This window comes from Alteromonas portus (assembly GCF_005117025.1).
GTDB classification, from domain to species: Bacteria; Pseudomonadota; Gammaproteobacteria; order Enterobacterales; family Alteromonadaceae; genus Alteromonas; species Alteromonas portus.
In genome coordinates this window covers 19,433-46,425 of record NZ_SWCO01000005.1, presented here as the reverse complement: position 1 = coordinate 46,425, position 26,993 = coordinate 19,433, and the positions used below count along the sequence as shown (strand labels likewise).

Here is a 26,993-nt window from a genome sequence, read left to right as displayed (position 1 = left end):
CTTACACTTTTGCGCGCCATACACCTTTTTCCATACCTTGCAATACTAATTCAGTCACCGCTTTCTCTATGCTTTGTTTAACGCATTCGAACATGGGTTCGTTAGTGGTGTAACCTGTCTCTGCTTCTAGCAAGCGCTTCAAAGAAACATACCTAAACAGTCCTGCCCTAACTTCTTGGCTTAGCACTTTTTTAGACGTTGAAACCGACACTAAAACTTGCCCAGTCCTTACGTCAACTGCTCGCATATAGATAGAAATTTGATCTTCTCTGAATAGCTCACTCGCTCCAACACCAAAGTACTCTACACCAGCACCGCCGGTACGAATGTTAGTGTCGTAGCTAATAATACCGCCCTCAATAATAATTCTGGCAGTGGTCAATGGTGGCAAATCGCCACCGCTGTTTTCGTCGGCTCGAATTATTTTGCGTTCTGTAAGAATGTTTTGAAGTCCTTCCCGTTCTACAGGCAAAAACCATGACGTCTCGCTTAGGGTCTGTACGAGAATGGAGGTCGCGCCCTGTGTCACTGCAGTTGAAAATGAACTGGCACCAGAACTTGGTTTATATTGCCCGGTTTGATCTCTAAACGCGTACACTGAAACAGGAATTTGTCCCATGGGTGCAGGTAAGCTTTTTACTTCAGACAAGGTGGCACTGTCTTTAATGACATCGGCGGCAGTTGTATCAGGCGGCAGCGTATTTGTAATGGATTGACACCCTGCTAGCGCCATTACCAATATTAAAAAAACGGTACTTCTCATGTGCTTCCCTACCCAAACCGTGGAATTTCTACGACAGTAACTTCACCTGTCAATAAATTAGTAATATTCACAACAATGCTGTCAGGGTTGCTTGTTATTAGCTCTACCTGAAAGTCTCCACTTACAAAAATGCTATCTTGGTTAAAAATACTGTCTATCGGATTACCATCTTCATCGTACTCTTGCTCACCAAATGCGATATCTGTAATTTCTCGAACGATACGATTTATATAGGCACGTTCTAGTGACTCCTGAAGACGCTCATCGTAGGAGCGTTCGCTTAATGATGCAGTGTGCGCATTTTGTGAATTTGCTTTACTCAATAAGAATGAGCCGTTAAGTGGGTTGCCACCAAAAGACGGATTGATTGGCTCATAGACTAGTTCAGTCGCCTGCGTTGTCGCGGATGCCACTAGCGTAGACGCTATGAATGTTGCAACCATTATCCTTTTATTCATTACCATTCGTCCCCTGCTAAGTCTGGGCTTCGACTTTCTATACTTGCATTTGCTACCGCATCTAATACCAACATAATCGCTTGCTGTACTTTTTCATCTATCGGAACTTGCCTGCGCCCCATATAAGTTTGATAAACCACTTTATTGTCGTAAATCACTGAAAGTAGCGTCCCCGCTTGAGGCACAATGATTTCTTTAACAACAAGGTTTTTACCCGAACTGTCGGGTACTTCCCGCCAGTATTGACTAATGCGCGAGGCAAATTCATGACCTTGGCGACTTATGCTGTTGTCGAGCAGCAGGCCACCTAACCGAATTTCTTCTGCGTGAATCGGAGAAAAGAACACAGTTAAAAACAGTGTGATAAGAAAGAAACGATGCGAATACTTCATTTGAAAAATATAGCCGGGCACTCGCCCGGCTTTTTACTTTTACATCTATAGCTTTACATCTGAACAACAGTAGCTACGTTGTAATCACCGACTTGCGTAACACTTACTGTGCCGCCGTTGCCAGTGATACTACCTGTAACTAAGTTGTCGTTACCCATTTGCGTAACTTCAAACGTATTCATATCACCAGAAATAACAAACTGACCACCCGCATCAGCGGTTACCCAGTTGCCTGCGCCTTCTTGCATAACGCTTACTATGTTGTCGTTACCGTTAACAAGTAAATCTAGCAGGTTGAGCTCCCCGGTTTGAGCAACCATAATTTCGTTGCCGTTCGATGAAATATCACGTGCCAATTCCACCGAAGCTATATTCTCATTACCTTCTTGAGACATTTCGATTAGGTTTGCATCAGCGATATATGTCGAATCACCGATACCCGCTTGAGCTAGCGCAAGGTTAAAGTCACCATCTTGTTCTATTTCAACTGTGTTGAACCAACCGTCGAAGTTCACTGTGCTAATTTCATTAGCATCACCTACTTGAGTTAAATCAAACTCGTTGAAAAGACCGATTACCCCTGCATAAGCGGTGTTTCCCTCACCCACTTGGTTAATTTCAAAGGTATTGGCTCCACCGCCGATTGTTTCAACCGTCGCTAAGTTTACATCCCCAATTTGATCGATGTTCACTTCGTTATCCGAACCTTCGAACGCACCCGTAGCAATTTCATTGCCGTCGCCGTCCTGTTCAAATTCAAGCACGCTAGTATCGCCAATCATGGTCCAGCCGATCACGTTTTGATCGCCATCTTGATCTATCTCAACTTCATTATCAGAGCCAATTACGGTCAAATCTGAAATGTTATAAAAACCATCTTGAATAACATCAATTGTATTAGCATCACCGCTAAGTTCACGAACATACGACTCGTGCCAGTCACCACTTTGCTCTACAAACACCGAGTTGTCGTTACCCGTAATAGCATTATTGGCCCAGTTACCGCCATCGCCCTGATACACTGATAACGTGTTCCCACTGCCCGAAATGCCATTGATTGAACGGCTGAAAATAAAGCCAAACGGGCCGCCATCACCTAACTGAACAAGTGAAACCGTGTTGTCATCGCCTTCAACTACAAATTCTGCAGTGCTGTTTAAACTGTCTTGCTCAGATTCCAAGAAATTGCCGTTGCCAGTCACACTTGCATAGAAGGTATTGCCTGATTGCATTTGCGACGCAAGCACTTCGTTCGCGTCACCAGTTACCTCTACAACGATAGCGTTTAGGTCACCTTCTTGACTTAACACTGATTCATTACCTACTTCGTTTCCCTCTGGTGCCGTTTGGGTTAGCGTGATTTCATTACCTTCTGCTGCGGCTACAAAGTCTGCAGAAGCGTTAAAGTCGACTAGTTTGCTTGCAGGAATTTCCTGAGCTGATGCCCACCCTGTCGCTGTAACTAAAAGCAATGCACTCGCTATTTTTGTTTTTTTCATTTTCACATTTGTCTCCCTATGGCAATCACATCATTGTTGATATTGTGTGATGTTAATCACCATTTCGTTCCCTATCTGGTAAACAGTAAAAGACTGCTCACCTAATTGATTAACGTTGGCAACATTGTCGTACCCATCTTGTATAATCTCGAAAAAGTTATTGTTGTTCTGCTGCAATAAGTTAACTACGTTTCCCTCACCCAGCTGAGTGATGATAGCTTCGTTATTGCTGCCGTTTTGAACAACGTTAGATAGGTTGGCGCCGTTGCCGCTTTGGATAATGTTAGTTATGTTATTCAGCCCAAACTGGCTGACAGCAATGAAGACCGTTTCATCGTCTATCGTTATAGCTTGGGCATTCAGACTCATTGAAAGAGAAGATTCCACCATGTCTGAGCTTGTTGATAAGTCGGACTGTTGAGCATGAGCAGAAAGAATGACGGTTAGAAGACTGCATACCGCACGCGCTGTAAACGAAGCAGCTTTTTTCGCTATTACGTTTGTAGCAAACTGGCGCTTTATAACCTTTAGTTTCTTGTCCATGAGAACGACTGCTTCCTTGATTAACAACAAAGGTGACCCTTCTATAAAACGCTTTAAAAGCGCGAGAATCCATCACCATTAAGTTGTATTTATTGAAGGAGAAAGAACGGCTGTTGCTGTTCAACCAGCAACCTAGCGAAAGCCACTCATACCTTAGTGCTAGATTTGAGATGAAATGTCATAGAAAAATTCGGTGGTAAGACCATTTAAGTGTTTTGCGAATTCAGCGCTTTGGAGTAAGCCTGTTCACTAATAAATAAGTACCACTTTATATTACACCTCTGTGCATTACCTAGTGTTTAAGTAGTATTTTTAAACATATTTTGCTGTTAAGGGTGGCAGGTTTTAATATTTGCGTTATACATTTTAACCGTTAGTTATATCAGACCGAACGAGAAGGTTCCGTGATTGAAGCATTTTTGCTAATTATGGAATCTAACTATGAAAACAAAGCCTTTTAAAACAGGCCTTTCAGCACTGTCATTAGCCCTACTTCCGCTAATGGCTTCTAGCCACGCACACGCCGCCAAAGCCGAAATTTTCGATGACAGCGTTATCGTTGTGTACAAAGAAAATGTGAGCAAAGCGGAAAAAATGCGCGCTCGCTCTTCTGTAGGTGCGCAAATTAGTGACGTAAATCGCGATGAAGTTGATGACCGTTTTGCCAACCTTCTAAATGGCCGCATTGCCAAACTTCAACTGCGCGGAAAGTCAGTGAAAGACGCGATTGAAATCCTTAAGAAAAACCCAGCTGTCAAAATTGCCGAGCCAAATTTTTTGTATCGCAAAGCACTGGTACCAAATGATCCTTCTTACGGTGACTTGTGGGGATTGAATAACACAGGCCAAGCAGGTGGTACAAATGATGTGGATATCGATGCACCAGAGGCATGGGATATTACAACGGGCGATAGCGATGTGGTAATTGGTGTTATCGATACGGGTGTTGACTACAATCATGAAGACCTTGCAGATAACGCATGGGTCAACCCTGGTGAAATTGCTGGTAACGGTATTGATGACGATGGCAACGGCTACATTGACGACGTTTACGGAATTGATACAGCAAACGGTGATACCGACCCTATGGACGACGACTCTCACGGTACACACGTAGCAGGTACCATTGGTGCTGTGGGCGGTAATGGTATCGGTGTAGTTGGTGTAAACCACGATGTGTCTATCGCTGCCTGTAAATTCCTTGGAGCAGATGGAACTGGTTCAACCGCCGGCGCTATTGAATGTATCGATTACTTTACTGATCTAAAAGAAAACCGCGGTATCAATATTAAAGCGACCAACAACAGTTGGGGTGGCGGTGGCTACAGTGAAGCACTTGAAACCGCTATCGAGGTAGCTGGCCAGGCGGGTATTCTGTTTGTTGCAGCGGCGGGTAACTCTGGTTCAAACAACGACAACGTAGATAACTACCCGTCTAACTATGTCACCACAACCAATAGTCTGCTTGCGGTTGCAAGCCACACTCGTAATGACGGAGACAGCGGCTATTCATACGGTATTGAAACTGTGGACATCGCTGCGCCGGGTACGGCTATCTTATCTACAGTGCCAGGTGACGGCTATGCGGCTTTCTCGGGTACATCAATGGCAACGCCACATGTTGCCGGTGCAGCAGCACTTGTGTGGTCGCTAAATCCAGAACTAACACCATCTGAAATGAAAGAGCTATTAATGTCGACCGGTGAAACCAGCCTATGGGCTGATGGTCGCACCGTGTCTGGCAATCGCCTAAATGTACTTAACGCCCTTGAAGAAGCCGATCCAACACCTGGCTTTAAACTAGGCATCACTCCAGGTTCAGCTGAAATTGAAGCGGGTGAGACTTACTCTTTCACTATTGAGGTTGGTTCAATTGCTGGCTACGAAGAAGAAGTTCAGCTATCTCTTGCAGAGCCAAGTGATATCGCTTCTTTGAGTGCAAGTTCGGCGATGCCTGGCGATACGGTAACACTTACCGTTGAGACAACTGAAGATACGCCATGGGGACCGTATAGCTTTACCGTTAACGGTGTAAGCGGTGATATTGAAAAGTCTAAATCTGCAAATCTTTATGTTTACCCTCAAGGACTAAACGACTTCCCTTACGCGTATACTGGTGATGTAGTTCCTACGTTACCGAATGAAGAAGATCCAGATGACGTAGGTGTAGATCTAGTGATAAACGTACCTGATGACCTAACGGTGTTTGGTATGCAGGCGTCGGTAGATATTACGCATACGTATAGCGGTGACTTAGTACTATCACTGACTTCTCCTCAAGGTACAACAACCGTTCTGCGTCAAAACCAAGGTGGCGGTACCGATGATATCGTTGAAAGCTATACCACGGATGCCTTTAACGGCGAAGTAGCAACGGGCGATTGGACGTTGAATGTGCTTGATACGTTTAACGGCGACAACGGTACAGTCAATACATGGAGCCTTGTGGTTACTGGTATTGGTGAAGTAGGTCCAACACCGCCAAATTCTGCGTTTACTTATGACGCTTCAGGCTTATCAGTAAGCTTTACCAACAATAGTAACGACGTAAATGACGATATTATTAGCTACAGCTGGGACTTTGGCGACGGCGCAACTTCTACAGAAGAAAACCCAACCCATATCTATGCAAGTACTGGGGCCTATGATGTCACACTTACGGTTACCGACTCTGAAGGCCAAACTGGCGTATCAACAGAAGCAGTGTCAGTTTCAGATAGCAACATTGTTGCCGAAATTGACCGTGCTATGCTGTCTCGATTCGGTTCGTTACGCGTAGATTTGTCATTCAGCGGCTCAATGGCCGATACAGTAATGATTTATCGCAATGGTGAACTGCTTGAAGAAGTAAGCAACACTGGCCGTTATCGCGACAGGAGCAGAGGCGTCCAACCTGGTGAATACACCTATATGGTCTGTGATGAAACTTCTGCATGTTCAGCGCCAGTTACGGTAAATCTTTAAAGCCGTGTTGTGTATTGCTACTTCGCGCAATGTGATGTTTAGCAATTAAGCTTCTAAACACAAAACTTTAAGCAATTGCCGGCCAAGGATGGGCCGGCTTTTTTATGCAAACAAAATAATATATTGCCAATCTAAGCCATCGGCTTATTCCATATAAGCCAAAGACAACGTAAACTTGATGCATTAAGAAACAAAAAGTTTTTTTTCATGCACATACTCCTCATTGACGACCATGAGATTGTAAGGGACGGCATCAAAACTCTCATTGAACAAGAGTATGGCTGGCACGTCGCTTACGCGGTGAGTTCATTAGACGCACTTCCCGCATTCGCCTCTTTAGAAGATATCGATGTTGCTGTTTTAGACATCTCGTTAGCAAAAGAGAGCGGTTTCGATACTCTTATAAAAATTAAGAAAGAAGCTCCGTTCGTAAAGTGTTTGATGCTGAGCATGTATGATCATGTAGGCTATATAAGTAAAGCGCTTGAACTTGGGGCCGATGGCTATGTAACAAAGAACGCAGCCACTAAAGAGTTGATGGATGCGTTAGAATCGCTAGAGCGAGACGAGAACTATTTAAGCTCAGATATTAGTAAAAAATTAGCGTTTGGTGATAAACAGCTAACTTCCATTCTAACAGAAAGAGAAAAAGAAGTTTTTTTACTACTAGCGAAGGGTTTCCAACCAAAGCAGATTGCCTATTATATAGATACTGCACCGAAAACAGTGATGGTGCACAGAACTAACATCTATAGAAAACTCAATGTCACGTCTCAATTTGGTTTACTTAGAATTGCTTTAGAAACAGGATATCTCGATGTTTCTGACGTCATCTATGACGATACACTAGTCAAAGCGAATTAATGAAAATCACGCGGTACATTAATACTAACTATGTAATTCTAGGCCTAGTCTATACCGCATTTTTTCACGGCGTATGGTTATTCAGCACACAATATGAAATTGTATCAGGAACAGTTAGCTGGTACTTACCCGCAGGGATTCGGTTAGCAGCCTTTCTGCTACTGCCTCTGTGCAGTTGGCCACTGCTACTTATTGCCGAAAAGCTAACCCATTTCATTTTATTTCACCCTGGTGGCGTTTTAGATAACACCGCTTTTTTAAGCGGAAGCACAGGCTGGTACTTGGTACATTTGCTTATTTCACCTGCGGTTATTTGCTTCTGCGCTTATCTGTTCAGACGCCGCATTCAAGCTCCTTACTTCGATAATGTTAACAGCACCCTTGCCACGCTTGCATTCGGTGTGTTGACTAGCGTAGCTTTGGGAACTGTATTTTTAGGTCGCAGAGCGATAGAGGTGCAAACAGACATAGAGATTTTTCTCTCTATTTTGTTTGATTTCTCGTTGGGCGATTTTGTTGGAATTGTTGTTCTATGCCCTCTTCTCTTTGCCTTATATACCCGTCAGTACGTCCATAAAGGTAAGCTTACGCTATACCTAACCGCTGGTACTTGGTTACTTTTGTTGGCTTCCAGCCATTACCTATATTCCGATCAAATAAATATAAGCTATCAGATTAAATACCTTGCGGTATTCCCCGCGCTGTTTTTATCGTATCGATATGCTGTGATGGGTAGCGCACTGTCATGTCTACTCATTGGCATTACAGCCTTTGTCGTGGCAAGTCAAAGCACACTCCCCCCCATTGAACATCAGTTTTACATCTTAGCACTGTGTGTTAGCTGTTTAATTTTGGGCGCCTCCATAAACCAATCAAAAGTATTAAATAAGGAGCTAGCCAAGAAAAACGAAGATTTGGAAGCGTCCGTAAAAAGTGCACAAGCCCTCGCCACCCAACTTGTTAATGTGCAAGAAAACGAAAGAAAACGGCTGTCGCGAGATTTACATGACGACTTCGGCCATCGCATTGTCGATTTAAAACTTCAGCTTTCTATTAAGTCCAAAGGCGACGATAACGAAATATTACTCAACAAAATTGACGCCTTGTATCAGGCCATGAAAAAAAGCCTAGGGGGATTACGTCCATCTGGCATCGATACGCTTCCAATTGAGAACGTGATACAGCGTTCTGAGATTATCACTACACTTAAAAAAGCGAATATAGATTGTTTCTACGAACTTAACGGAACGCCCGTGAGCTTTAATTCGGAGCAGAAAATACATATATACCGTATAGTGCAAGAAGCAGTAACGAATAGCATTAAGTACGCCAATGCAACGTCGCTATGGATTAAAATTAACTACGAGCCTCACACTGCTTTATTCACCATTAGCGATGATGGCGACGGCATTCCCCAGCACATTACCCAAGCAGAGAATGCTGAACCTACACTCGGTCTGCTTTCGATGAAAGAGCGCGCTAAATTAATAAACGGAACGCTGGATATATTTCATGGTAATCAATCAGGTACAGTAGTTCGCCTTAGTGTTCCCACTAACGACTTACACTAACGTCTCCCCCCCACGACTACCACACCTGAAATTGGACTTACCAATAAGCATCTTACTTTGTGTTTTGCACTGAGTAAAAACAGCCCTTTCACCATCATTTCCCGCCCCTTACCAAAATCACAAAAAACCACTAAAAATCAGCAACCAAAGAATTAAAGGCTATATTAACAGGTGAACATTTAAAACAATTTTCATAAAACAATGACAAAAAACACACAAAACAGGTAGACCAATTAATTTTATTGACCTAAGATTGGCTTTACACAATGTAATACAACCTAAAGAGTTTTTGTTATGACGAAGAAAGTAGCACTGGTAACTGGAGCAACAGGCGGCATCGGATTTGAAGTTGCCAAAAGACTTGGCCAAGACGGTTTCACTGTTGTTTTAAACGGCATTGAAGACGACAAAGGCGCAGAGCGTGTTAAAGAGCTAACCGACTTAGGCATTGAAGCAGAATACTATGGCTTTGACGTTACAAGTGACGAAGCGGTTAATAAAAACGTACAAGCTATTGGCGACAAGTACGGCAAAATTGATGCTGTTATCAATAATGCCGGAGGCCTTGGTGGTCGAAGCCCAATGGAAGAGATGACAACGGAATTTTACCGTTTTGTTATGGCACTAAACCTTGATAGTGCGTTCTTTGTATCTCGAGCTGCCATTCCATACTTAAAGAAATCTGACAGTGGCTCTATAGTGAATTACACGTCTAACGCTGGTTGGAATGCTGGTGGCCCTGGCGCAGGTATTTACGGTGTTTCAAAGGGCGCTGTACATACACTAACTCGAGCGCTTGCTAAAGAGCTAGCACCAGCAGGTATCCGCGTGAATGCCGTATCTCCGGGCACAATCGATACGCCATTCCATGCGCAAATCAAAGCAACTAAGCCAGAGGTTTTTGCTTCTTGGAAAGACAACATCATGCTTGGTCGCCTTGGTCAGCCTGAAGAGGTAGCATCTGTGGTGTCATTCTTAGTAAGCGAAGATGCATCATTTATTACCGCAGAGACCGTGCAAATTGGTGGCGGACAGGCACTAGGGATTTAATCATTCCGATGTTTCCTGATAAACCACTAACAGAAGACGCCCTGAAAACGCTATCTCATACACTTGTTAATGCGCGTAAGCATGCCAGTGTATTAGAGACGTTTCCGGGCGATGTTCCGACGACACTGGACGCGGCTTATCACGTCCAGGATATGTCACTTGCACAGTGGAATGACGAAATTACCGGCTGGAAAGTAGGAATGGTCATCCCTGAGCTTCGCGAGCAAATGGGTGCAGAGCGCTTAATGGGCCCAATATTTAAAAAGGTTACCCATTTCATTGGCCGTCCTCATGCAGACGATGAGTTCGTCGAGTTAGAAGTCTACGCAGGTGGTATGGTTGCAGTTGAAGCTGAACTGGTGTTTGAATTGGGAGAAGAGATTACTCCTGGTTCAATTGATACCAAAGGACCTTTAAAGCATTTGATCAAAGCCGTATATGCTGGTGTGGAAATAGCCAGTAGCCCGGTCATCGATTTAAATAGCTATGGACCTACAGCCATTATCAGCGATTTTGGTGTAAACCAAGGCATGGTAATTGGCGCTCCAATTGCGTCTTGGGATACAGTGATTGAGAAAATGCAGACATCTGTGTTCATTAACCAAGAACATATCAACACTGCACCTTCCAATAATGTATTACGCGGCCCTATGGCAGCAGTAGCTTATCTAATTGACCAAGCCGCTGCACGTAATATAACCCTTCCGAAGGGCTGTATGATTTGTTCTGGCGCTATTACTGGCGTACATGACACTGTGGCAGGTGCCACATCTACGGTGACTTTTGAAGGTATTGGAAATATCAACATGAAGCTAGTTCCAGTTTCTGTTTAGACCGACCTGCTCAAGCGGTAGTTTACTACGTTTAATTGCCGCTTTTCTTTTCTCTTTTTGTGCTACATTGTTGTTGATTTAACTACTATTTTGACAATCGTATGCAGAACATTTTCTTTTTTCATCACTCTCTATTTATTAAGCGGTGTTTAACTTTCATTACTTTAATTACTGCTTTTGTCGCGCTAAATGGCTGTGTAAGTACACTGGATGAGAACCCTTATACCTATACCCCTTCTGCATCACCTTATCAGGACGTAGAAAATGCACAGCAACGAGCGGTGGAGCAAAGTAAGCTGCTTCTGGTAGTTCTGGGTGCCCAATGGTGCCACGACAGTACAGGCTTAGCTGAGCGTTTTGCTTCGAAAGAAATGGACCTCATTTTACGCGCTCACTATGAAACCGTTTTTGTTGATGTGGGAACGCTTGAAGACAGAAGAAATATAACTCAGCGATTCGACTATCCAATTTACTACGCAACGCCAACTGTTATGGTGGTTGAGCCTAAAACAGGCGCGTTGTTAAACAGAACTTCGATGGATATCTGGGGGCGCGCTGACAGCATTCCCTTGTCGGAGTACATCCAGTATTTCTCTCGCTTTCCCGCAATGACAACTGCGCAAAAAGCCCCTTTCATCAACTGGCAAGCGACAGATGAGGAAAAGGCCTATAACAAAGAGCAAGCGCTGAGATTGCAAAGCGCCTATGACAAACTTGGCCCAATGCTAGCGCTAGATTTACAAGGTAATACCCCACAAGGGCTTAACGAGCTTTGGAAAGAAACCAAAGGGTTTCGCACTGAACTGCAAAAAACGCTTATAAAACGCGCAGAGCTTTCGCTAGACTCTGAGAATGGTAACGGAGTCAACACTGCCCCAGCATTGCGACACTACAACCCGTTTTCTTGGGAACAAAATTAATACAGTCAACGCTATTTAGGATGGGTCAAAGCATTAAAAAAGGGCACAACAAGGGCCCTTTTTTAAATGAACATGGCTTTATTAAGGGTAGTTCAGCAATTTACGCTTTTGCGTGATTAGACGCCCTACTGTTGGAGTTGCCATTAGACGAACTACTTCTGCGTTTAGCTGGTCGTCTTGCAGCAGTACCTTCGCTTCCTGAGCGTCGTTGACCTACTGGCTTTCCACTACCGTTGCCGCGCGAATTCGATTTACCTGCGCGTGGGTTACCGTTTCCGCTACCGTTGCCTTGGCGTTGGCGCTGATTCGACTTTTTCCTCTCACCACTTAGCTTGCTTTCGCTGGTGCTGTCACCCTGTGGTGCTTTTGGCTTTTTAGGTTTTTTAGGCTTTTTAGGTTTTGATAGTGTGGTGGCAGGCACAGCTTGCTGAGGTTCAAAGCCTTCTAAGACTTCACGAGGAAGCAACTTTTGAATAAGCGTTTCAATATCTTTCAGGTTTTGTAGCTCTTCAGCACAAACGAATGACCAAGCTTGTCCGCTAGCACCAGCACGTCCCGTACGACCAATACGGTGAACATAATCGGCAGCCGTGTTCGGCAAGTCTAAGTTAACAACAATCGGCAATTCACTGATGTCGATACCTCGCGCAGCAATATCAGTGGCAACCAACACTTTGATTGCGCCACTTTTAAAGTCAGCAAGGGCTTTAGTTCTTGCACCTTGGCTTTTATTACCATGAATTGCAGCACTTGGGATCTTTGAGCGAGTAAGTTTTTCGGCGATGCGATTAGCACCATGTTTAGTTCGGCTAAACACCAAAACCTGCTCCCATTTCTGCTGTTTAATCAGACAGATAAGCGCAGTCGTCTTTTTAGATTTATCTATGGTTACCAAATGCTGTTGAACAGCATCTACCGTGGTATTTGCAGGTGCGGTCGAAATACTTACCGGATCACGTGTGATCGTTTTCGCCAATGCGGTAATTTCATCGGAAAACGTGGCTGAGAAAAGTAAGCTTTGACGCTCTTGTGGCAATAGCTTCAACACTTTCTTAATGTCGTGTATGAAACCCATATCAAGCATCCTATCGGCTTCATCTAACACCAATACTTCAAGCTGAGAGAACTTCACTGCGTTTTGCTGGTACAAATCAAGTAGTCGTCCAGGCGTTGCAATTAATACATCTACACCTTTACGAAGCTTCATCATTTGCGGGTTAATGCCTACGCCACCAAATACCACAGCCGTTTTTAACGGTAAAAACTCACTAAAGGCTTGCATGCTTTCTTCTACTTGAGCGGCAAGCTCTCGGGTAGGCGTAAGAATAAGCGCGCGAACATTATTGCCCGTCACAGGTTTTCCCGACATCAATCGTTGTAAAATAGGAAGTCCAAATCCAGCGGTTTTCCCTGTTCCCGTTTGCGCAGCTGCTAGCACATCCTTTCCTTGCAACACCTCTGGTATTGCTTTTTCTTGGATAGGTGATGGCGTGCTAAATCCTCGTTTTTCAATAGCTTTCAACAAGGGTTCAGCGAGCCCTAATTGGGTAAATGACATTAACAAACTCCTGTCATAGGTATTTATATAGAAACTGCATACCTCAAAGGTATAAGCGTTAGTGCTTTATTGCTAACCGTGGGGGTTATAGATTACTGGGAAAACCTAAAGAGATACGCTATTGCCAACTTGGCTTATTGGTGTTTGACATCAAGAAAAGAACGTAGGTGTTTACTCTTACAAATTGCGCGCGGAGTCTAACACTAAACACTGAAGGCCACCAGCGCATTTTTTGTTCAAATGACGTTTAACAGAAGGCTGGCACAAACTATAAACACTATTTCCATAGAATGGATAAATAATAAAGGGCATAAAATAAAGTAACCCCCAGTAATTGGATAATCCAACTATTGGGGGTTACTTAAGTATCTAGTATCTTAAAATTAACTGGTCGGGATTATGCTTCGCTCACTAAACTTGTGAACACGCCTCTGTAATTAAATCCCACTGTTTATCTGCAACCCACTGAGGTTTCGCCACCCAAGTACCGCCAGCGGCAAACACGTTACCTAAAGACAAATAGTCTTCAAAATTTTCTGGCGATACGCCGCCCGTTGGACAGAATTTTGTATCTTTAAACAGGCCGCCTACAGCTTTCAAGAATGCAGCTCCACCAGACAAAGACGCAGGAAACAACTTCATCTCTCTAAACCCGTGTTCTCTCGCCAGCACAATATCTGACACATTAGATACACCAGGAAGCACTGGTAAACCAGAATCAACAAGCATAGTAAGCAGTCGCTCTGTTACCGCTGGCGTTACGATAAAGTCTGCACCAGCGTTAATAGCAGCATCTAAAGATGCTCTATCGATAACAGTTCCAGCGCTTACGATCATGTCAGGCAGTGCTTCTTTTATAGCCGTTATACATTTTGCGGAATTTTCAGAACGCAATACGACTTCAACCGTAGTAAGGCCTGCTGCCGCCATCGCTTTGGCAATCGCCACACCATCTTCTACATTATCGGCTTGAATGATTGGAAGCAGGGTTTGATCGCCCATAATGTCTGATATTTTTTTCATGAGTTGTCTCTTTATAAGGTGGGCACTCTGCCCTAATAAGTTCTATGTAGTATTATGTGATATTTGAATTATTTGCTTTTTAAGCGATAGATGACACCAGTTCAGCATAGGCCGCTTTATCGACAATGGCGCCAGGATGTTGAATGACGAAACCTGCACATTTAGCCGCTTTTTCAACACTTGCCTTAGGGCTTTCTCCCGTTAGGTAAGCACCCAAAAAGACGCCATTAAATGCATCACCGGCTGATGTAGTGTCAACTACATGAGTAACAGGGGTTAGGCCTACTACTGAAACTTCACCTTTTTCATTAACCAGCGTTACAGCACTGCTGCCGTTTTTAATTACCAGTTGTTTAAATGAGAATGGAGCCAAGAAATCGATAATCTCTTCTACAGTTTCAAAGCCATATAAGAAGTTAAAATCTTCTAATCCAGGTAACGCTATGTCTGCAATTTCAAATGCTTTTTCGTATAGTACGGTTGCATCGTCTCTTCCCTTCCAAAGCGCAGGACGATGGTTCATGTCAAAGACAATTTGAGTGCCGCTTTCCTTCAACGTTGTCAGTAAACGCCAAAACTGAGGTAGGTCTTCTTTGTTTAATATAGCGAGTGAAATGCCAGAGAATAGCACTAAGTCCAATGCAGTGAGCGACGCTGTATCGTCATTGGTAAGCTGAGACATCAAGCACTTTGCAGCAGAGTCATTTCGCCAATAAGTAAAGGACCGCTCGCCTTGAGCGTCAGTATAAATTTTATAAAGTCCGATATGCTTTTCTGGGTGGGTAAACAAAAAGCGAGTGTTTATTGACTCGCTTTGAGCAAAGTCGACCATTTCTTTTGAAAGCGCGTCGCTACCCACAGCACTAACAAAATAGCTATCTAATTGAGGGAACGTACGCTTTAGATAAACGGCAGAATTAAAAGTATCGCCAGCAAATCCTTCTTCCAATACCCCGTTTACTTTTTTCAGCTCGGCCATGCATTCGCCAATAAAACCAACTCTCATATCATCCACCCTACGCACTCGTAGTCTTTAATTTATTACGTTAATTACTTATGTTCTTTCAAAACTCGATACACAATCATGAACTGTCTTTATTCCGGACAGCTACATTCATCTTTTTCTTTTAAAAAGTCAGTAATGATAATGTCGTGCGTATCAACAAATGTATTTCCGCTGTGTGATGTTTGCGGTTCCCCAACGGTGTGCTCAATTTTAACTGGCGCAGTGGCGTTAAACTCATTGCTTCGAATCTGTGTTTTTTGTACGCCATGAAGAAAAATACTTGCCTTACGCTTATTTCTTTTTCCTAAACCTACGTTAGTTAACACATTCTTGCTTATTGTGACCTTAGGCCCAAAGGTGCTCTCGTCAGTACCACCGCGATAAATAAGAGCTAGCGCGCCCTCTACATCTTTAAAGGTATTACTTTCTAGATTCAATACTTCAACATTGTAAATGCCCAAATCATCTTTCTCTTTATTCAGTGCAAGTACATGGCCGGAGATAGTATCGAATTGGCTGTTAGTAATAGATAGCAAGGTCGCAAAGCTACGGGCGCCTGCTGAGAAAAAATGGTAACTGTGATTAATGTCTAAGTCGGTTACTTTTACCTTGTTCATTACGAATCGGTAGTTAGTTAACATGCCCCACTTTTTAGTACGAATAAAGGTATTTCCGGCAGCATCTGGCGCATCTGCCCCTGAAAGGGTTACTCCTTCAATTTCCAGTGAGCCATTATCACTTATTTCAAAAAGCGCTGAACGCTGGGGAAGAATGACGATGTTTGCATTAGCCCCTCCCTTGACTGAAAGTGTTTTGTCTACTTCTACAATTTTTTCTTCGCTGTATACGCCGTCAGCTAACACAAGCGTATCTCCATCTTGCGCTTTTGCTACAGCTTCAAAAAGCGTATTTACGCCGGGCTCCACAGAAACTTCATTTCCTGAACCAAACGGTGTTTCATACACCTTTTTCTCATACCAACTTGGTCCAACGTCAGATTTATTGAGCGCTTTAACACTGCTGTCAGCACCCACTTGCATTCCGTCTACCGTAATATTGTGAGATGAAGAAGCTTGTATATCGCTTCGCTTAGTGAATCCTTTTTCAATTTGACTTTCTACGCTGTAGTTAGCCACATTATTAGTAAACTCTATTCCGCTTATGTCATCAAAAAAGCTAAACGTAGTAGGTACCGTATCGGCTATCACAAGATTATTACTAAAAATACTGTCCATTGGCGGCGCTGAACGCTCCTCATCCGCCCCTGCAGCAAGTTGAATGTGAGAAACATCAATAAACGTATTGTGGTGAATATTGGCGTTTTTCACTTGGTGATAACGATTTTGTGGTGAGTTGGGCACGCCGTTCATTACTGTAAAACCGCTACCAAAACGGTAACCAGTAAGCCCTTTGAACACGTTATTTGCTACTTCTTGATCGGCATTAATTACACGCACCCCACCGGTATTGGGAACGCCATTTCCTAAAAACACGTTATTGGTGATTGTATTGCCATTTCCATGTCTTAGAGTTAGCGTACCGCGAGATTCAATGAAGGTATTGCCGTTAAGAACGTTGCCACCTGACTTAACGCTAATAATTTCAACTTCGCCATTACATCGGTCAAACACATTATTTTCGACACGGGTAAACGAGTTTTCTAATGAATAATGACTGGTGCCAATTCTTAACGTCTCGCCACCATTTGAGCCTAGCTCTGGACGGTACCCAAAATAGTTATTATCTATTTGATGGTAGTTTTCGATGCTGCCTGCACTATTTAACCGCACTGCAACGGTTACACCTCGGTTTCGTTTTCCTGCCAGATATGAATGATCTAGCCTATTGTGCTTTCCATATAATGCTACCCAATAGTCATTTTCAAATTTATCGGGTTTTGAATAGTCTTCAATAACGACTTCGGTAACTCGTGTGTTATTGGCAAGTTCGTCTTTACTCGTGCGATAACTAATTACCGAGCCTGAGGGGGAAAAGCCGTCTTTAAATACGAGCCCAGATACAATTAGGTGATTTCCCGAAATAGAGAGGTTTGACTGACCAGAGAGAACAACGCCCCCTTTGGTTTCCGCTCTTAACGTAATTGGCGCTTGTTCATTTCCTTGAGCTTTGAATTTAATTTCAAAATTCTGATATGTACCATTTTTAAGGACGATGTCGTCACCAGGTGCAACTTTGGTCAATGCTTCTAGGTAGCTTTGCTCGGAGTCAACTAAGTAGTTGTCAGCATGGACCGCTGAGTTAAACACAAAGAGAGAAATGATCCCCATGGCTGACTTAAAGACATTAACTACTTTCATACATTCCCCGTTTCGTTAGCAACATTGATAACGATATTGCTGCTGATATTGCTCAAATCACATAAATCGCACATAAATTGCCAATGTTCTTTTGCAAAAACGCAATTATGCTGTTATTTATTTGTTATCGGCTGTTTTAGAATCTAACCAATAAATAGACCAAAAACAACCAATTTATTTTACCAATAACAATAAAATGTATTACCAATTAAAATGACAAAGAATGCGCTTAAGCGCTCTATTGCAGCGTGCTAGGGGCTTTGCGCTTTATGCTAATTTCGATATACAATGGTCAGATAGAATTATTTTACCAATTTTGTCCACTTTTTTTGGGTAAGTAACAGGCAAACAAGGGCTGTAAATATGAAGACTCGTCGTCTCTTCTGGAGCATAGTTGAAAAACTTGAAGCGCTAATCGACCAAGGAATCTATCCCGAAGGTAGTCGCTTACCCGCAGAAAGGGAACTGGCGGAGACCTATAACGTAAGTCGGCCTACTATTCGTGAAGCTATCATTGCGTTAGAAGTGCGAGAACGAGTAGAAGTAAAGACTGGGTCTGGCGTCTATGTATTACATCAGAAGAAACAGGGTCAGGTAGCAAAACCTATTAGTGCATTTGAACTTACTCAAGCCCGCGCCCTTGTTGAAGGTGAAGCTGCCGCACTTGCCGCAGCTACAATCTCTAGTGAAGAATTAGAAGCGTTAAAGCAAACCCTCGTCGAAATGCAAAATCCACAGAAAGCAGACGAGGCAGACCAGCGCTTTCATCAAATCATCTCTCAGGCTACCCGCAATAACGCCATTATGTTGTCTGTAGAAAACTTGTGGGACCTAAGAAGAAACGTTCCTCAAGTGATAGCAGCCTACAGCGATGTTTGTTCACAAGGCGAAGAACAAAGAATGCGTGAGCATACGCTTATATACGATGCTATTGCTAACAAAGATTCAGCCGGAGCTAGACGTGCAATGCATCAGCACTTCAACCGCTTGATCAATGCACTTTTTGATGCAAGTGAAGCAAAAGCATTAGAAGAAATAAAGCGTAAAACAGATGAAACTCGAGGCTTATATTCAATTGCTCATCTAAGGCAGTAATGACGAGAGTAAATATTCGTTTTTCTTTTCACATAATAAAACAGGCTTCTTATTTCTAAGAAGCCTGTTTGCTTTGTAGGGTACTCATAAGAGTCACTGTTTTTATTATTTTTGCCTTAAAACGCCAGTACAAAAAATTAAGTTTGCAAATGGTTTTTCCATTTTGCATTCCTGCTTTTTTTGTTTAGACGCGTAGATAAGCTAGTCCACACTCTGCTTAATCAAGCAGCAGAAAACGTCTTCATACTACAATTCGGCCTTACCAGATGTCAACCAATTATTATTACCAATATTTGAAGCTTTGGTTTTTTTCTATCAAAACGACAAAAATTTATCTAATAGAGAAAGTCTTGCCTAGGTTATACCTCATTAACCAACAGAAACAAAAATCAATAAATTCAATATGATAAATAAAAACCTACGTTAAAACCAAACGTTAAAGTGCAACAAAAATTAAAATCACCCATCTCGCCTGTACAAAATAACACCAAAACCTGTATGACCAGCGCTTATTTTGTGCGCCATTTGTATTGTATCGACAAAAAAAGCTTTACCATATTTGGTATAACAGATAAAAAGCGCGCTGTAATTCCACGCTTTTATCACATCCACGCTGCTGTAGCGTGGTGAACAAGTGAAGTAGAAAACATGAATGTTGATAGTTTAACCCAGCACTTTGAAGAAAAGTTAGCGTTAGTCAAAGCGTCAGTAATGTCTGATAGCTTTATTATTCAGCTTACAACAATCGCGGTAATTTACTGCGTGGCGTTTTTGCTTGCCAAGCAGGTAAAAAAGCCTTTTAAATTTACTCGAGAAAAGCCACAGCAAGGTGCTCATACCATGCACGGCTTTTTACACAACCTCGGCGAGGCACTGTTTCCACTTATCACTATAAGCTTACTAAAGCTTACCACCGTGCTAGGTGCGCAATTCCAGTTCGACGCATGGCTGCTAGAAATTGCGGTAGTTGTTGCGCTTATGCTGTTCGTAAATTCTTTAATTACTGGCTTTGTTGAAAATAAAACTATTGCTGCGTTTATGCGCTGGATAGGCCTACCTATCTTGTTTTTGCATCTAATAGACGTGCTTCCACTCATTACTTCGGCTTTAGAGTCGATGGCAATATCAGTTGGTAATGTTGAAATTTCTGCGTATGGCGTAACAAGAGTCTTGCTGTTTGGTGGTTTACTGTTCTGGCTCGGTCGCAGCTCTAATGCGATAGGGCAAGATATTATTCGAAACCACAAATCGCTTGATGTATCTACCAAGGAAGTGTTCGCCAAACTGTTTGAAGTAGCCCTTTTCTGTGTGGTCTTCCTTCTATTGCTTAATGTTATGGGCATTAACCTTACTGCATTAGCCGTATTCGGTGGTGCTGTAGGTGTGGGTTTAGGCTTAGGTTTGCAGTCTATCGCTTCAAACTTCATATCCGGCATTATTATTCTGTTGGATAAATCGTTGACCGTTGGCGATTTCGTTGAATTGGAAGACGGACAGAAAGGTATCGTCAGAGAATTTAAGATGCGTTATGCCGTATTAGAAACCTATGACGGAAAAGATATCTTAGTCCCCAATGAAAAGTTTATCAGTTCTCTGCTAATAAATTGGACGCATAAAGACCCGAAACAGCGTTACCGTATCGATTTTTCGGTGGCCTACAAAACAGATATCCGTGCCATGGTAGAAATAATTAAAGAGGCGGTCTCAGAGCACCCTCAGGTGATAAGTGGCGATGACGTTCCCTTTGAAGAACTGCCTGATTGTGAAATAGATAGCTTTGGCGACTCTGGCGTTAACATGTTTGTCGAGTTTTGGATGGAAGGTGTCGACGATGGTAAAAACCGTGTGGGAGGTGACTTACTGCTTACTGTTTTTGAAACATTACGCGAACACGGCATTGAAATACCTTTCCCTCAACGAGAAGTAAGGGTTATAAACGAACAGGGAATTGGGATTCGAAACACCACCCCTTAGCTACCCCCCATCTTAAAATAAGAGTTTTTAGTTATACCTTCGCGCCGGTTAAAATCTGGCGCGCAGTGTATCCCACTGCCACTCTTTAGCAGACAACCCTAACGTCTGGACAAACTTTGCGTAGTCTTCTTTCCCCATTGCTGACGCTACGGTTTTTAATTGAGATTTAGCTCTAATGGCTTTTACTTGAAGCAACTCCAGTCGCTTATCTGCGCTCGAGTCGAAGTTTTCACTGATGATTGCTTTCGCTTTATTGGTCGCTTCCCACGCGGTAATAACGTAGCCCACAAGCTTTATATAGACTCCCACCATACGCTTTCGCTCAAATATATTTTCAAACAGAGAACCAGATAGCGATCTCTGAAAGCTTGCTTCAGTTTCTAGTGCAACAAATGACTCAGCAATTTTCAGTTCTTCCAGTACACTGTGCAAAAGCTTTATGTGAGCAGCGGTATCAATTACATCATGCTCTAATGCACTAATATCATCGCTGAGCATTTCTAGATTAACCCACGTTCGTTGAAGACTAGCCATTATTGTTTTGTCTGTAAAAGCGAAAAATAAGGGTTCAGTGTATCGAAATAAAGATAGGTTTGCGATGTTCACGCTCTATCCACATTTCGAATTAATAAAGGCATGTGCAATGTAATGAAAAAGGGCGCCAAAGCGCCCTTTTAATCTATGTGTCTATCGAGAATTTATTCACGATAGCAATTCAACCGTACCTATTTACCTAGGTTGGCATTTAAATCATGACGTAAATCAAAACGATCTAGCGTCATCACTTTGGTCCATGCGTCGACAAAGTCTTCAACGAAACGTTTTTTGGCGTTGTCGTAGGCATAAACTTCAGCCACAGCACGTAGCTCACTGTTTGAACCAAAAACTAGATCAACAGGAGTACCTGTGTACATTACTTCACCTGTGCTTCTGTTTACCCCTTCGTATACAGATGGGTTGTCGGTTTTTCTCCACTTAACACCCATATCAAGTAGGGTTACGAAGAAGTCGTTGTTAAGCGTGCCAACCTTGTCGGTAAATACGCCGTGGTTAGTTCCACCTGTGTTAGCTCCTAACGAACGTAAACCGCCTAGTAGAACCGTCATCTCTGGAACCGTTAGGTTAAGCTGGTCAGCCTTATCTACCAACATATCTGTTGGTGAACGATAGCTGGCTTCTGCATTATAGTAATTTCTAAATGCATCAGCGGTTGGCTCAAGCAGTGAGAACGAGTTCACATCGGTTTGCTCTTGAGTAGCGTCGGTACGACCTGGCACCACTGGTACCGTTACCTTAACGCCTGCATCAGCCGCTGCTTTTTCAATCGCCGCAGCACCACCAATAACAATCAAATCAGCAAGTGATACTTTCTTTTTAGACAGCATGCGAGAATTGTAGTCGTCTTGCATCTCTTTAAGCTTTGAAACTACAGCTTTAATCGTCTCTGGTTCGTTAGCTTCCCAATTCATTTGTGGCTCTAGTGCAATACGTGCTCCATTCGCACCACCACGTAAATCAGAAGCACGGAAGCTTGCCGCCGATGCCCATGCTGTTTTAACAAGCTGCTGAACAGTTAAACCACTATCTAAGATGTCTGCTTTAAGCTTCTTCACATCTTTATCAGAGATCATTTTATAGTCAGCTTTAGGAACAGGATCTTGCCAGATAAAGTTTTCTTCTGGAATGTCGTTACCTAAGTAGCGTGCTTTTGGCCCCATATCGCGGTGAGTTAGCTTAAACCACGCTTTAGCAAAGGCAGTTTGATACTCTTTAGGATCGGCTAAGAAACGCTCGGCAATCTTACGATACTCAGGATCATACTTAAGCGCCAAGTCGGCTGTAGTCATCACAGGTGGGTTTCTTTTACCTTCCACGTGTGCATCTGGTACTGACTTATGAAGTGACTCGTCGGTCGGAACCCACTGGATCGCGCCAGCTGGGCTGCGAGTTTGTTTCCACTCAAAACCTAGTAGATTTTGTAGATACAGGCTTGTCCATTTAGTCGGTAGCTGTGTCCACGCACCTTCTAGACCACTGGTAACTGTGTCTTCTGCATTGCCTTTACCACAGTTATTTTTCCAACCTAGCCCCTGCTCTTCCAAGCCTGCGCCACCCGGCTCAGCTTCTAAACAATCAGCAGGCTTGTGAGCGCCGTGCATTTTTCCGAATGTGTGACCACCAGCGATTAACGCTACAGTCTCTTCATCATTCATCGCCATGCGACCAAATGCTGTACGAATATTTTTCGCTGAGCCCATTGGATCAGGCACACCTTTTGGACCTTCAGGATTAACATATATTAGGCCCATATGAGTTGCACCTAATGGACGCTGAAGTTTGCCATCGCGCTCTTCACGGTCACTCGCTAGCATTTCTACTTCTGGACCCCAATACACCATGTCAGGTTCCCAGTCATCAGTACGGCCACCAGCGAAACCATAGGTATCAAAGCCCATGTTTTCCATACCCACGGTTCCCGCGAGGATCATTAAATCACCCCAAGATAGGCTTTCACCATACTTTTGCTTAATTGGCCAAAGCAGACGACGTGCTTTATCTAGGTTACCGTTATCTGGCCAGCTGTTTAGCGGGTCAAAACGCATTTGGCCACCGTCACCACCACCACGACCATCTAATGTGCGGTAAGTACCTGCGCTATGCCATGAAAGGCGAATAAAGAAAGGACCGTAGTTGCCAAAGTCTGCTGGCCACCAATCTTGCGACGTAGTAAGAAGCTCATTAAGATCTTTTTTGACTTCGTCAAGGTCAAGCTTGGCAAACGCTTTAGCGTAATTAAAATCTTCACCAAGCGGGTTTGAACGGTTGTCATGGTCTCGAAGTGGAGAAAGATCTAGCTGATCTGGCCACCAAAATTGATTAGTTTTTGGTTGAAAGGCTTTCGTCATACCCGTGCCTTTCGCACCAGCTGGTTTGCTAATTTGATCGTTAGCAATGGCACCTGTCGCACCTAATGAAAGCGCTACTAACGCTGACAATGTGGTTTTTTTAAACCTATTTAAAGTCATGGTCTTTTCCCATCTGAGTTTGTTGTGGTTAACCAATGAGGATCGCCTAGGGCATCATCTAATCGTTAACATTTTGTTTACCTCATAAGCAGTTAAAAGATAGACAGGCTTACGCAAAATTTACAGTTGATAAAATGAATTCAGCTGATTAAAAAATCCAATTAAAGAAAAGCACTTTAAATTCATACTGTTAGCCTTACCACTTATGATTACTGCGACTATTGAGGCGGATTAGCTTTTAACCTTCGCTAATAAACGAACACCTATGAATCTCTTTCAAACCTTATGAAAATTTTTCGTTCTTAATTTTGTAAAAAGCACGAACCCACCGCAAAAATGGCTAATAAACAAACAGATACATAATTCTCCATGTAAAGTTTGCGCTAAATTGAAGCGAAATTTGAAATTTCTACCATGGCACAACAATTGATGTAGAAAATGTGTAATCAAGACGCATTAGCTTCATATAAGAAGTCGATGGAATGTTAAGAAGTAATGAGGATGAACTTATGAAAAACACACTTAAAACACTAACTGGACTTGCTGCGGTTGCCTCTATCAGCGCAATGGCGTCATTCGGTGCACACGCTCAATCAAATCAAATTGAAGCGAAAGACAGTGGTTTTTATGTAGGTGGTAATTACGGTTACCTACGTGTTGAAGGCGAAGATGACTTTGACGATGACAAAGACGTTTGGCAAGGTCTTGTAGGTTATAAGTTTAACGAGTGGATAGCCCTTGAAGGTGGCTATATCGATTTCGGTGACTACGGTAATGACATTGCTGGTGCTGAAACCGATGGTTACACTGCCGCCATTAAAGGTATTCTTCCACTGACCGAGCGCTTCTCATTGTATGCGAAGGCGGGCCAACTTTGGTCAGAGACAGAATACAATTTTGCAGGTGTATCACGTGATAACGACGACGAAAGCCTGTTTGTAGGCGCGGGCTTAAGCTACGCAATTACTAGCAACTTCCTTGTCAACGCTGAGTACACGGTTTACGACACAGAGTTAGATGCAGATGAAGCATTTGATGACATCGACGATACTGATTTTGAAACTGATCTTAAACAAGCAAGCATCGGTGTAGAATACCGCTTCTAATTGAATACGGTGTTACCGTTTTAGTTAAGTTAAATCAAACTTGTAAGCCTTCGTTATATAACGAAGGCTTTTGTATGTTTAACCATCTATACGCTGAATAAGTTGCGCTAACTCCTCTATTTTTGCCACCGTCGTTTTTACAAGGTTATCAATTTCATTTGATGATGATTGAGAGTTACCCGCCAGCGTTCTGACTTCGTCAGCAACCACTGCAAACCCTCGCCCCATTTCTCCGGCTCTTGCTGCCTCAATGGCCGCATTCAATGCTAACAAATTAGTTTGCTCTGAAATGGAGTTGATAGTGCCAACAATGTTACTGATGGTTTGGCTGGTCACCAACAGTTCTTTCATGGCATCTTGCGTGTCGTTCACGGCTTGTTTTCTAGTAGTTACATTCACAGCAAAAAATACATAGCGCGTTATATGACCATTGAAGTTTTTCAGCGCACTTATTCGTGCATCAAATGCTAAGTAATTCTCACCAACCTCAAACTCAGCTATCTTCGAGACAAATCCTGATGCTTCTAGTGTCGATTTATCCTCTGTAGATAAACTTCCCATTAATTCAGCGGCAAATGCGTCTGTGCTCATTACGCCCTTTAACGTTTCGCGCAGTAATTTATTTACTTCAATAACTTCACCATTTGGCTTCATTTCAAGCAGTACCAAGGCACTGCCAATGGCTTTTAATTTGTTTGTAAAGTCTAGCGCCATCTGTTTCACGCGGGTTATATCAGCCTGGACTGCGATAAAGTTAACTAAATTACCCTCTTTAAAAACAGGGTTAATTGATAGTGAAGTCCAGTAAGGCGTTCCATCTTTTCTATAGTTGAGAATTTCATCGTAAAAGGCTTCGCGGTTATTAATTTTTTGTCGTATAACACTGACGGTTCTCTGATCAGTTTCTTCACCTTGTAAGAATGAACCCGGTTTCTTGCCTTTAACTTCATCAAGCTGCCAACCAGTGAGTCGATAAAAACCATTGTTCACATATTCTATCAGTCCGTTGGCGTCGGAAATAATCACCGCGTTATCGGTCTCGTTAGCAACAAGAGAGAGCATTCGCTGCATTTCTCTCTGTTCAACTTCTTCGGTTACATCTTTGATAAACGCAGTGTAAAGCGTTCTATCAGCCAGTCTTACTTTCGACAAAGAGAGTCTTCCCCATAAACTCCCCCCGTCTTTACGTTCTATTTTAACTTCCCGACTTGTGCCAACAATCTTGTCTTGCCCTGTTTCTCTGTTCGCGTTCACATAATTATCATGATTCGCTTGTATTTCCTGAGGAACAAGCATTTTTACATTTTGACCAATCACTTCATTTCGCGCATAGCCCCATAATTTCTCAGCAGATGCATTAAATAAAGTCACGTTATTATGTTCATCTATGCACACCACAGCATCTAACGCTTGTTCTAATGTTTGCTCCACGATTTCACGCGCTTCGCGTTCTTCGCTGACGTCGCGTACAAATGCAGTGTAGTGCTTCTTTCCTTGGACAATTACCTGCGAAAGTGCGAGTTGAACCCAAATTCGCTCACCACTTTTGGTTTCTAGTTCAACTTCTCGAGCGCTGCCCACAATGTTATTAATATTGGTTTGCCGGTGAGAATTTACATAACTGTCGTGATTCGCCTTGTGTTCTTGAGGCACTAACATTTTTATATTTTTTCCCAATACCTCGCTTGGGGCATAACCCCATAATTCTTGAGCAGCGCCGTTGTAAAACGTGATGTTATTTTTTTCATCAATAGTCACTACGGCCAGAATTGATTGTTCAAGTGCCTGTTTTGAGGCATTTTCCTTTGAAAAAAACTTCATTCTCTTAACCTTTAGTATAAATTTAAGGTTATATAGAAGATATTTTGGTCATTTTCCAATTTTGAACATTAAACTCGTTTTATCGTGAAAAAATTACACATAGTCAAAAAAGACAAGTTTTAAAATCAACCTTATAAAGATAATAAACAATTAAATCAGATAGTTAAAAACCACAGCTTCATTTTGTAATGAGGTACGAATTCTGCAGC

At 42.8% G+C, this 26,993-nt stretch carries 21 protein-coding genes; 9 read left to right on the top strand and 12 right to left on the bottom strand.

The genetic code is table 11. From position 1 onward, the window contains the following. Nucleotide 1: 1 nt before the first annotated feature. The 5 genes from E5672_RS08240 to E5672_RS08220 are packed head-to-tail and all read right to left on the bottom strand — an operon-like array spanning nucleotide 2 to nucleotide 3,655. Nucleotides 2-763, bottom strand: a complete 762-nt coding sequence (locus E5672_RS08240; RefSeq protein WP_136781764.1) for a CsgG/HfaB family protein — start codon at nucleotides 761-763, stop codon at nucleotides 2-4. A gap of 8 nt (nucleotides 764-771) precedes the next feature. Next, nucleotides 772-1,227 carry a curli assembly protein CsgF gene (locus E5672_RS08235; protein ID WP_136781763.1) on the bottom strand — a complete coding sequence of 152 codons (456 nt, stop codon included), beginning with the start codon at nucleotides 1,225-1,227 and terminating at the stop codon, nucleotides 772-774. Further along, a complete protein-coding gene (locus tag E5672_RS08230) occupies nucleotides 1,221-1,613 on the bottom strand; it encodes a CsgE family curli-type amyloid fiber assembly protein (RefSeq protein WP_136781762.1) in 393 nt (130 codons plus the stop codon). The genes E5672_RS08235 and E5672_RS08230 overlap by 7 nt, the downstream gene beginning before the upstream one ends. Nucleotides 1,614-1,666: 53 nt before the next feature. Next, nucleotides 1,667-3,112, bottom strand: coding sequence for an autotransporter outer membrane beta-barrel domain-containing protein (locus tag E5672_RS08225; protein WP_136781761.1), 1,446 nt, complete (start codon nucleotides 3,110-3,112; stop codon nucleotides 1,667-1,669). A 30-nt stretch (nucleotides 3,113-3,142) separates the two neighbouring features. Continuing rightward, nucleotides 3,143-3,655: a curlin subunit CsgB gene (locus E5672_RS08220; RefSeq protein WP_136781760.1), complete on the bottom strand. Its 513-nt coding sequence runs from the start codon at nucleotides 3,653-3,655 to the stop codon at nucleotides 3,143-3,145. Nucleotides 3,656-4,096: 441 nt separating this feature from the next. On the opposite strand from E5672_RS08220, the gene E5672_RS08215 reads away from it, so the two are divergent. From E5672_RS08215 to E5672_RS08190, 6 genes are all read left to right on the top strand, one after another. Then, entirely contained in the window at nucleotides 4,097-6,619 is a 2,523-nt protein-coding gene (locus E5672_RS08215) for a S8 family serine peptidase (protein ID WP_136781759.1), read from the top strand. Nucleotides 6,620-6,826: 207 nt separating this feature from the next. Continuing rightward, nucleotides 6,827-7,483: a response regulator transcription factor gene (locus E5672_RS08210; RefSeq protein ID WP_136781758.1), complete on the top strand. Its 657-nt coding sequence runs from the start codon at nucleotides 6,827-6,829 to the stop codon at nucleotides 7,481-7,483. Further along, on the top strand, nucleotides 7,483-9,054 hold the full coding sequence (locus E5672_RS08205) for a sensor histidine kinase (RefSeq protein WP_136781757.1): 1,572 nt from the start codon (nucleotides 7,483-7,485) through the stop codon (nucleotides 9,052-9,054). Before E5672_RS08210 ends, E5672_RS08205 begins: the two co-directional genes overlap by 1 nt. A gap of 294 nt (nucleotides 9,055-9,348) precedes the next feature. Then, nucleotides 9,349-10,104 (top strand): SDR family NAD(P)-dependent oxidoreductase, encoded by a 756-nt coding sequence (locus E5672_RS08200; protein ID WP_136781756.1) that lies wholly within the window; start codon nucleotides 9,349-9,351, stop codon nucleotides 10,102-10,104. Between the two features lie 8 nt (nucleotides 10,105-10,112). Beyond that, a complete protein-coding gene (locus E5672_RS08195) occupies nucleotides 10,113-10,937 on the top strand; it encodes a 2-keto-4-pentenoate hydratase (protein ID WP_240692189.1) in 825 nt (274 codons plus the stop codon). Between the two features lie 101 nt (nucleotides 10,938-11,038). Further along, a complete protein-coding gene (locus tag E5672_RS08190) occupies nucleotides 11,039-11,857 on the top strand; it encodes a thioredoxin family protein (RefSeq protein ID WP_136781755.1) in 819 nt (272 codons plus the stop codon). Nucleotides 11,858-11,957: 100 nt separating this feature from the next. Here E5672_RS08190 and E5672_RS08185 read toward each other — a convergent pair whose 3' ends face one another. The 4 genes from E5672_RS08185 to E5672_RS08170 form a co-directional block, all read right to left on the bottom strand. Next, nucleotides 11,958-13,415: a DEAD/DEAH box helicase gene (locus E5672_RS08185; RefSeq protein WP_136781754.1), complete on the bottom strand. Its 1,458-nt coding sequence runs from the start codon at nucleotides 13,413-13,415 to the stop codon at nucleotides 11,958-11,960. Nucleotides 13,416-13,826: 411 nt separating this feature from the next. Next, nucleotides 13,827-14,438 (bottom strand): bifunctional 4-hydroxy-2-oxoglutarate aldolase/2-dehydro-3-deoxy-phosphogluconate aldolase, encoded by a 612-nt coding sequence (eda, locus tag E5672_RS08180; RefSeq protein ID WP_136781753.1) that lies wholly within the window; start codon nucleotides 14,436-14,438, stop codon nucleotides 13,827-13,829. A 79-nt stretch (nucleotides 14,439-14,517) separates the two neighbouring features. Further along, complete coding sequence (locus tag E5672_RS08175) at nucleotides 14,518-15,444, bottom strand: sugar kinase (RefSeq protein WP_136781752.1); 927 nt, start codon at nucleotides 15,442-15,444, stop codon at nucleotides 14,518-14,520. Nucleotides 15,445-15,533: 89 nt separating this feature from the next. Beyond that, complete coding sequence (locus E5672_RS08170; RefSeq protein ID WP_136781751.1) at nucleotides 15,534-17,762, bottom strand: polysaccharide lyase 6 family protein; 2,229 nt, start codon at nucleotides 17,760-17,762, stop codon at nucleotides 15,534-15,536. A gap of 363 nt (nucleotides 17,763-18,125) precedes the next feature. Here E5672_RS08170 and E5672_RS08165 point away from each other — a divergent pair, with 363 nt between their 5' ends. Continuing rightward, nucleotides 18,126-18,857: a FadR/GntR family transcriptional regulator gene (locus E5672_RS08165; protein ID WP_136781750.1), complete on the top strand. Its 732-nt coding sequence runs from the start codon at nucleotides 18,126-18,128 to the stop codon at nucleotides 18,855-18,857. A 648-nt stretch (nucleotides 18,858-19,505) separates the two neighbouring features. Beyond that, nucleotides 19,506-20,831 (top strand): mechanosensitive ion channel family protein, encoded by a 1,326-nt coding sequence (locus E5672_RS08160; RefSeq protein WP_136781749.1) that lies wholly within the window; start codon nucleotides 19,506-19,508, stop codon nucleotides 20,829-20,831. A 48-nt stretch (nucleotides 20,832-20,879) separates the two neighbouring features. Here E5672_RS08160 and E5672_RS08155 read toward each other — a convergent pair whose 3' ends face one another. Both E5672_RS08155 and katG read right to left on the bottom strand, forming a co-directional pair. Then, complete coding sequence (locus E5672_RS08155) at nucleotides 20,880-21,437, bottom strand: hypothetical protein (protein ID WP_240692188.1); 558 nt, start codon at nucleotides 21,435-21,437, stop codon at nucleotides 20,880-20,882. A 119-nt stretch (nucleotides 21,438-21,556) separates the two neighbouring features. Beyond that, nucleotides 21,557-23,857 (bottom strand): catalase/peroxidase HPI, encoded by a 2,301-nt coding sequence (gene katG / locus E5672_RS08150; protein WP_136781747.1) that lies wholly within the window; start codon nucleotides 23,855-23,857, stop codon nucleotides 21,557-21,559. A 509-nt stretch (nucleotides 23,858-24,366) separates the two neighbouring features. Here katG and E5672_RS08145 point away from each other — a divergent pair. Beyond that, entirely contained in the window at nucleotides 24,367-24,963 is a 597-nt protein-coding gene (locus E5672_RS08145; protein WP_136781746.1) for a porin family protein, read from the top strand. A gap of 78 nt (nucleotides 24,964-25,041) precedes the next feature. On the opposite strand, the gene E5672_RS08140 is transcribed toward E5672_RS08145, so the two are convergent. Next, nucleotides 25,042-26,784: a PAS domain S-box protein gene (locus E5672_RS08140; RefSeq protein ID WP_136781745.1), complete on the bottom strand. Its 1,743-nt coding sequence runs from the start codon at nucleotides 26,782-26,784 to the stop codon at nucleotides 25,042-25,044. Nucleotides 26,785-26,993: the final 209 nt, after the last annotated feature.

Excerpts from the sequence above, each read along its gene's own strand:
- E5672_RS08240 (WP_136781764.1), bottom strand. The coding sequence starts at position 763 with ATGAGAAGTACCGTTTTTTTAATATTGGTAATGGCGCTAGCAGGGTGT.
- E5672_RS08235 (WP_136781763.1), bottom strand. The coding sequence starts at position 1,227 with ATGGTAATGAATAAAAGGATAATGGTTGCAACATTCATAGCGTCTACG.
- E5672_RS08230 (WP_136781762.1), bottom strand. The coding sequence starts at position 1,613 with ATGAAGTATTCGCATCGTTTCTTTCTTATCACACTGTTTTTAACTGTG.
- E5672_RS08225 (WP_136781761.1), bottom strand. The coding sequence starts at position 3,112 with ATGAAAAAAACAAAAATAGCGAGTGCATTGCTTTTAGTTACAGCGACA.
- E5672_RS08220 (WP_136781760.1), bottom strand. The coding sequence starts at position 3,655 with ATGGACAAGAAACTAAAGGTTATAAAGCGCCAGTTTGCTACAAACGTA.
- E5672_RS08215 (WP_136781759.1), top strand. The coding sequence starts at position 4,097 with ATGAAAACAAAGCCTTTTAAAACAGGCCTTTCAGCACTGTCATTAGCC.
- E5672_RS08210 (WP_136781758.1), top strand. The coding sequence starts at position 6,827 with ATGCACATACTCCTCATTGACGACCATGAGATTGTAAGGGACGGCATC.
- E5672_RS08205 (WP_136781757.1), top strand. The coding sequence starts at position 7,483 with ATGAAAATCACGCGGTACATTAATACTAACTATGTAATTCTAGGCCTA.
- E5672_RS08200 (WP_136781756.1), top strand. The coding sequence starts at position 9,349 with ATGACGAAGAAAGTAGCACTGGTAACTGGAGCAACAGGCGGCATCGGA.
- E5672_RS08195 (WP_240692189.1), top strand. The coding sequence starts at position 10,113 with ATGTTTCCTGATAAACCACTAACAGAAGACGCCCTGAAAACGCTATCT.
- E5672_RS08190 (WP_136781755.1), top strand. The coding sequence starts at position 11,039 with ATGCAGAACATTTTCTTTTTTCATCACTCTCTATTTATTAAGCGGTGT.
- E5672_RS08185 (WP_136781754.1), bottom strand. The coding sequence starts at position 13,415 with ATGTCATTTACCCAATTAGGGCTCGCTGAACCCTTGTTGAAAGCTATT.
- eda (WP_136781753.1), bottom strand. The coding sequence starts at position 14,438 with ATGAAAAAAATATCAGACATTATGGGCGATCAAACCCTGCTTCCAATC.
- E5672_RS08175 (WP_136781752.1), bottom strand. The coding sequence starts at position 15,444 with ATGAGAGTTGGTTTTATTGGCGAATGCATGGCCGAGCTGAAAAAAGTA.
- E5672_RS08170 (WP_136781751.1), bottom strand. The coding sequence starts at position 17,762 with ATGAAAGTAGTTAATGTCTTTAAGTCAGCCATGGGGATCATTTCTCTC.
- E5672_RS08165 (WP_136781750.1), top strand. The coding sequence starts at position 18,126 with ATGAAGACTCGTCGTCTCTTCTGGAGCATAGTTGAAAAACTTGAAGCG.
- E5672_RS08160 (WP_136781749.1), top strand. The coding sequence starts at position 19,506 with ATGAATGTTGATAGTTTAACCCAGCACTTTGAAGAAAAGTTAGCGTTA.
- katG (WP_136781747.1), bottom strand. The coding sequence starts at position 23,857 with ATGACTTTAAATAGGTTTAAAAAAACCACATTGTCAGCGTTAGTAGCG.
- E5672_RS08145 (WP_136781746.1), top strand. The coding sequence starts at position 24,367 with ATGAAAAACACACTTAAAACACTAACTGGACTTGCTGCGGTTGCCTCT.
- E5672_RS08140 (WP_136781745.1), bottom strand. The coding sequence starts at position 26,784 with ATGAAGTTTTTTTCAAAGGAAAATGCCTCAAAACAGGCACTTGAACAA.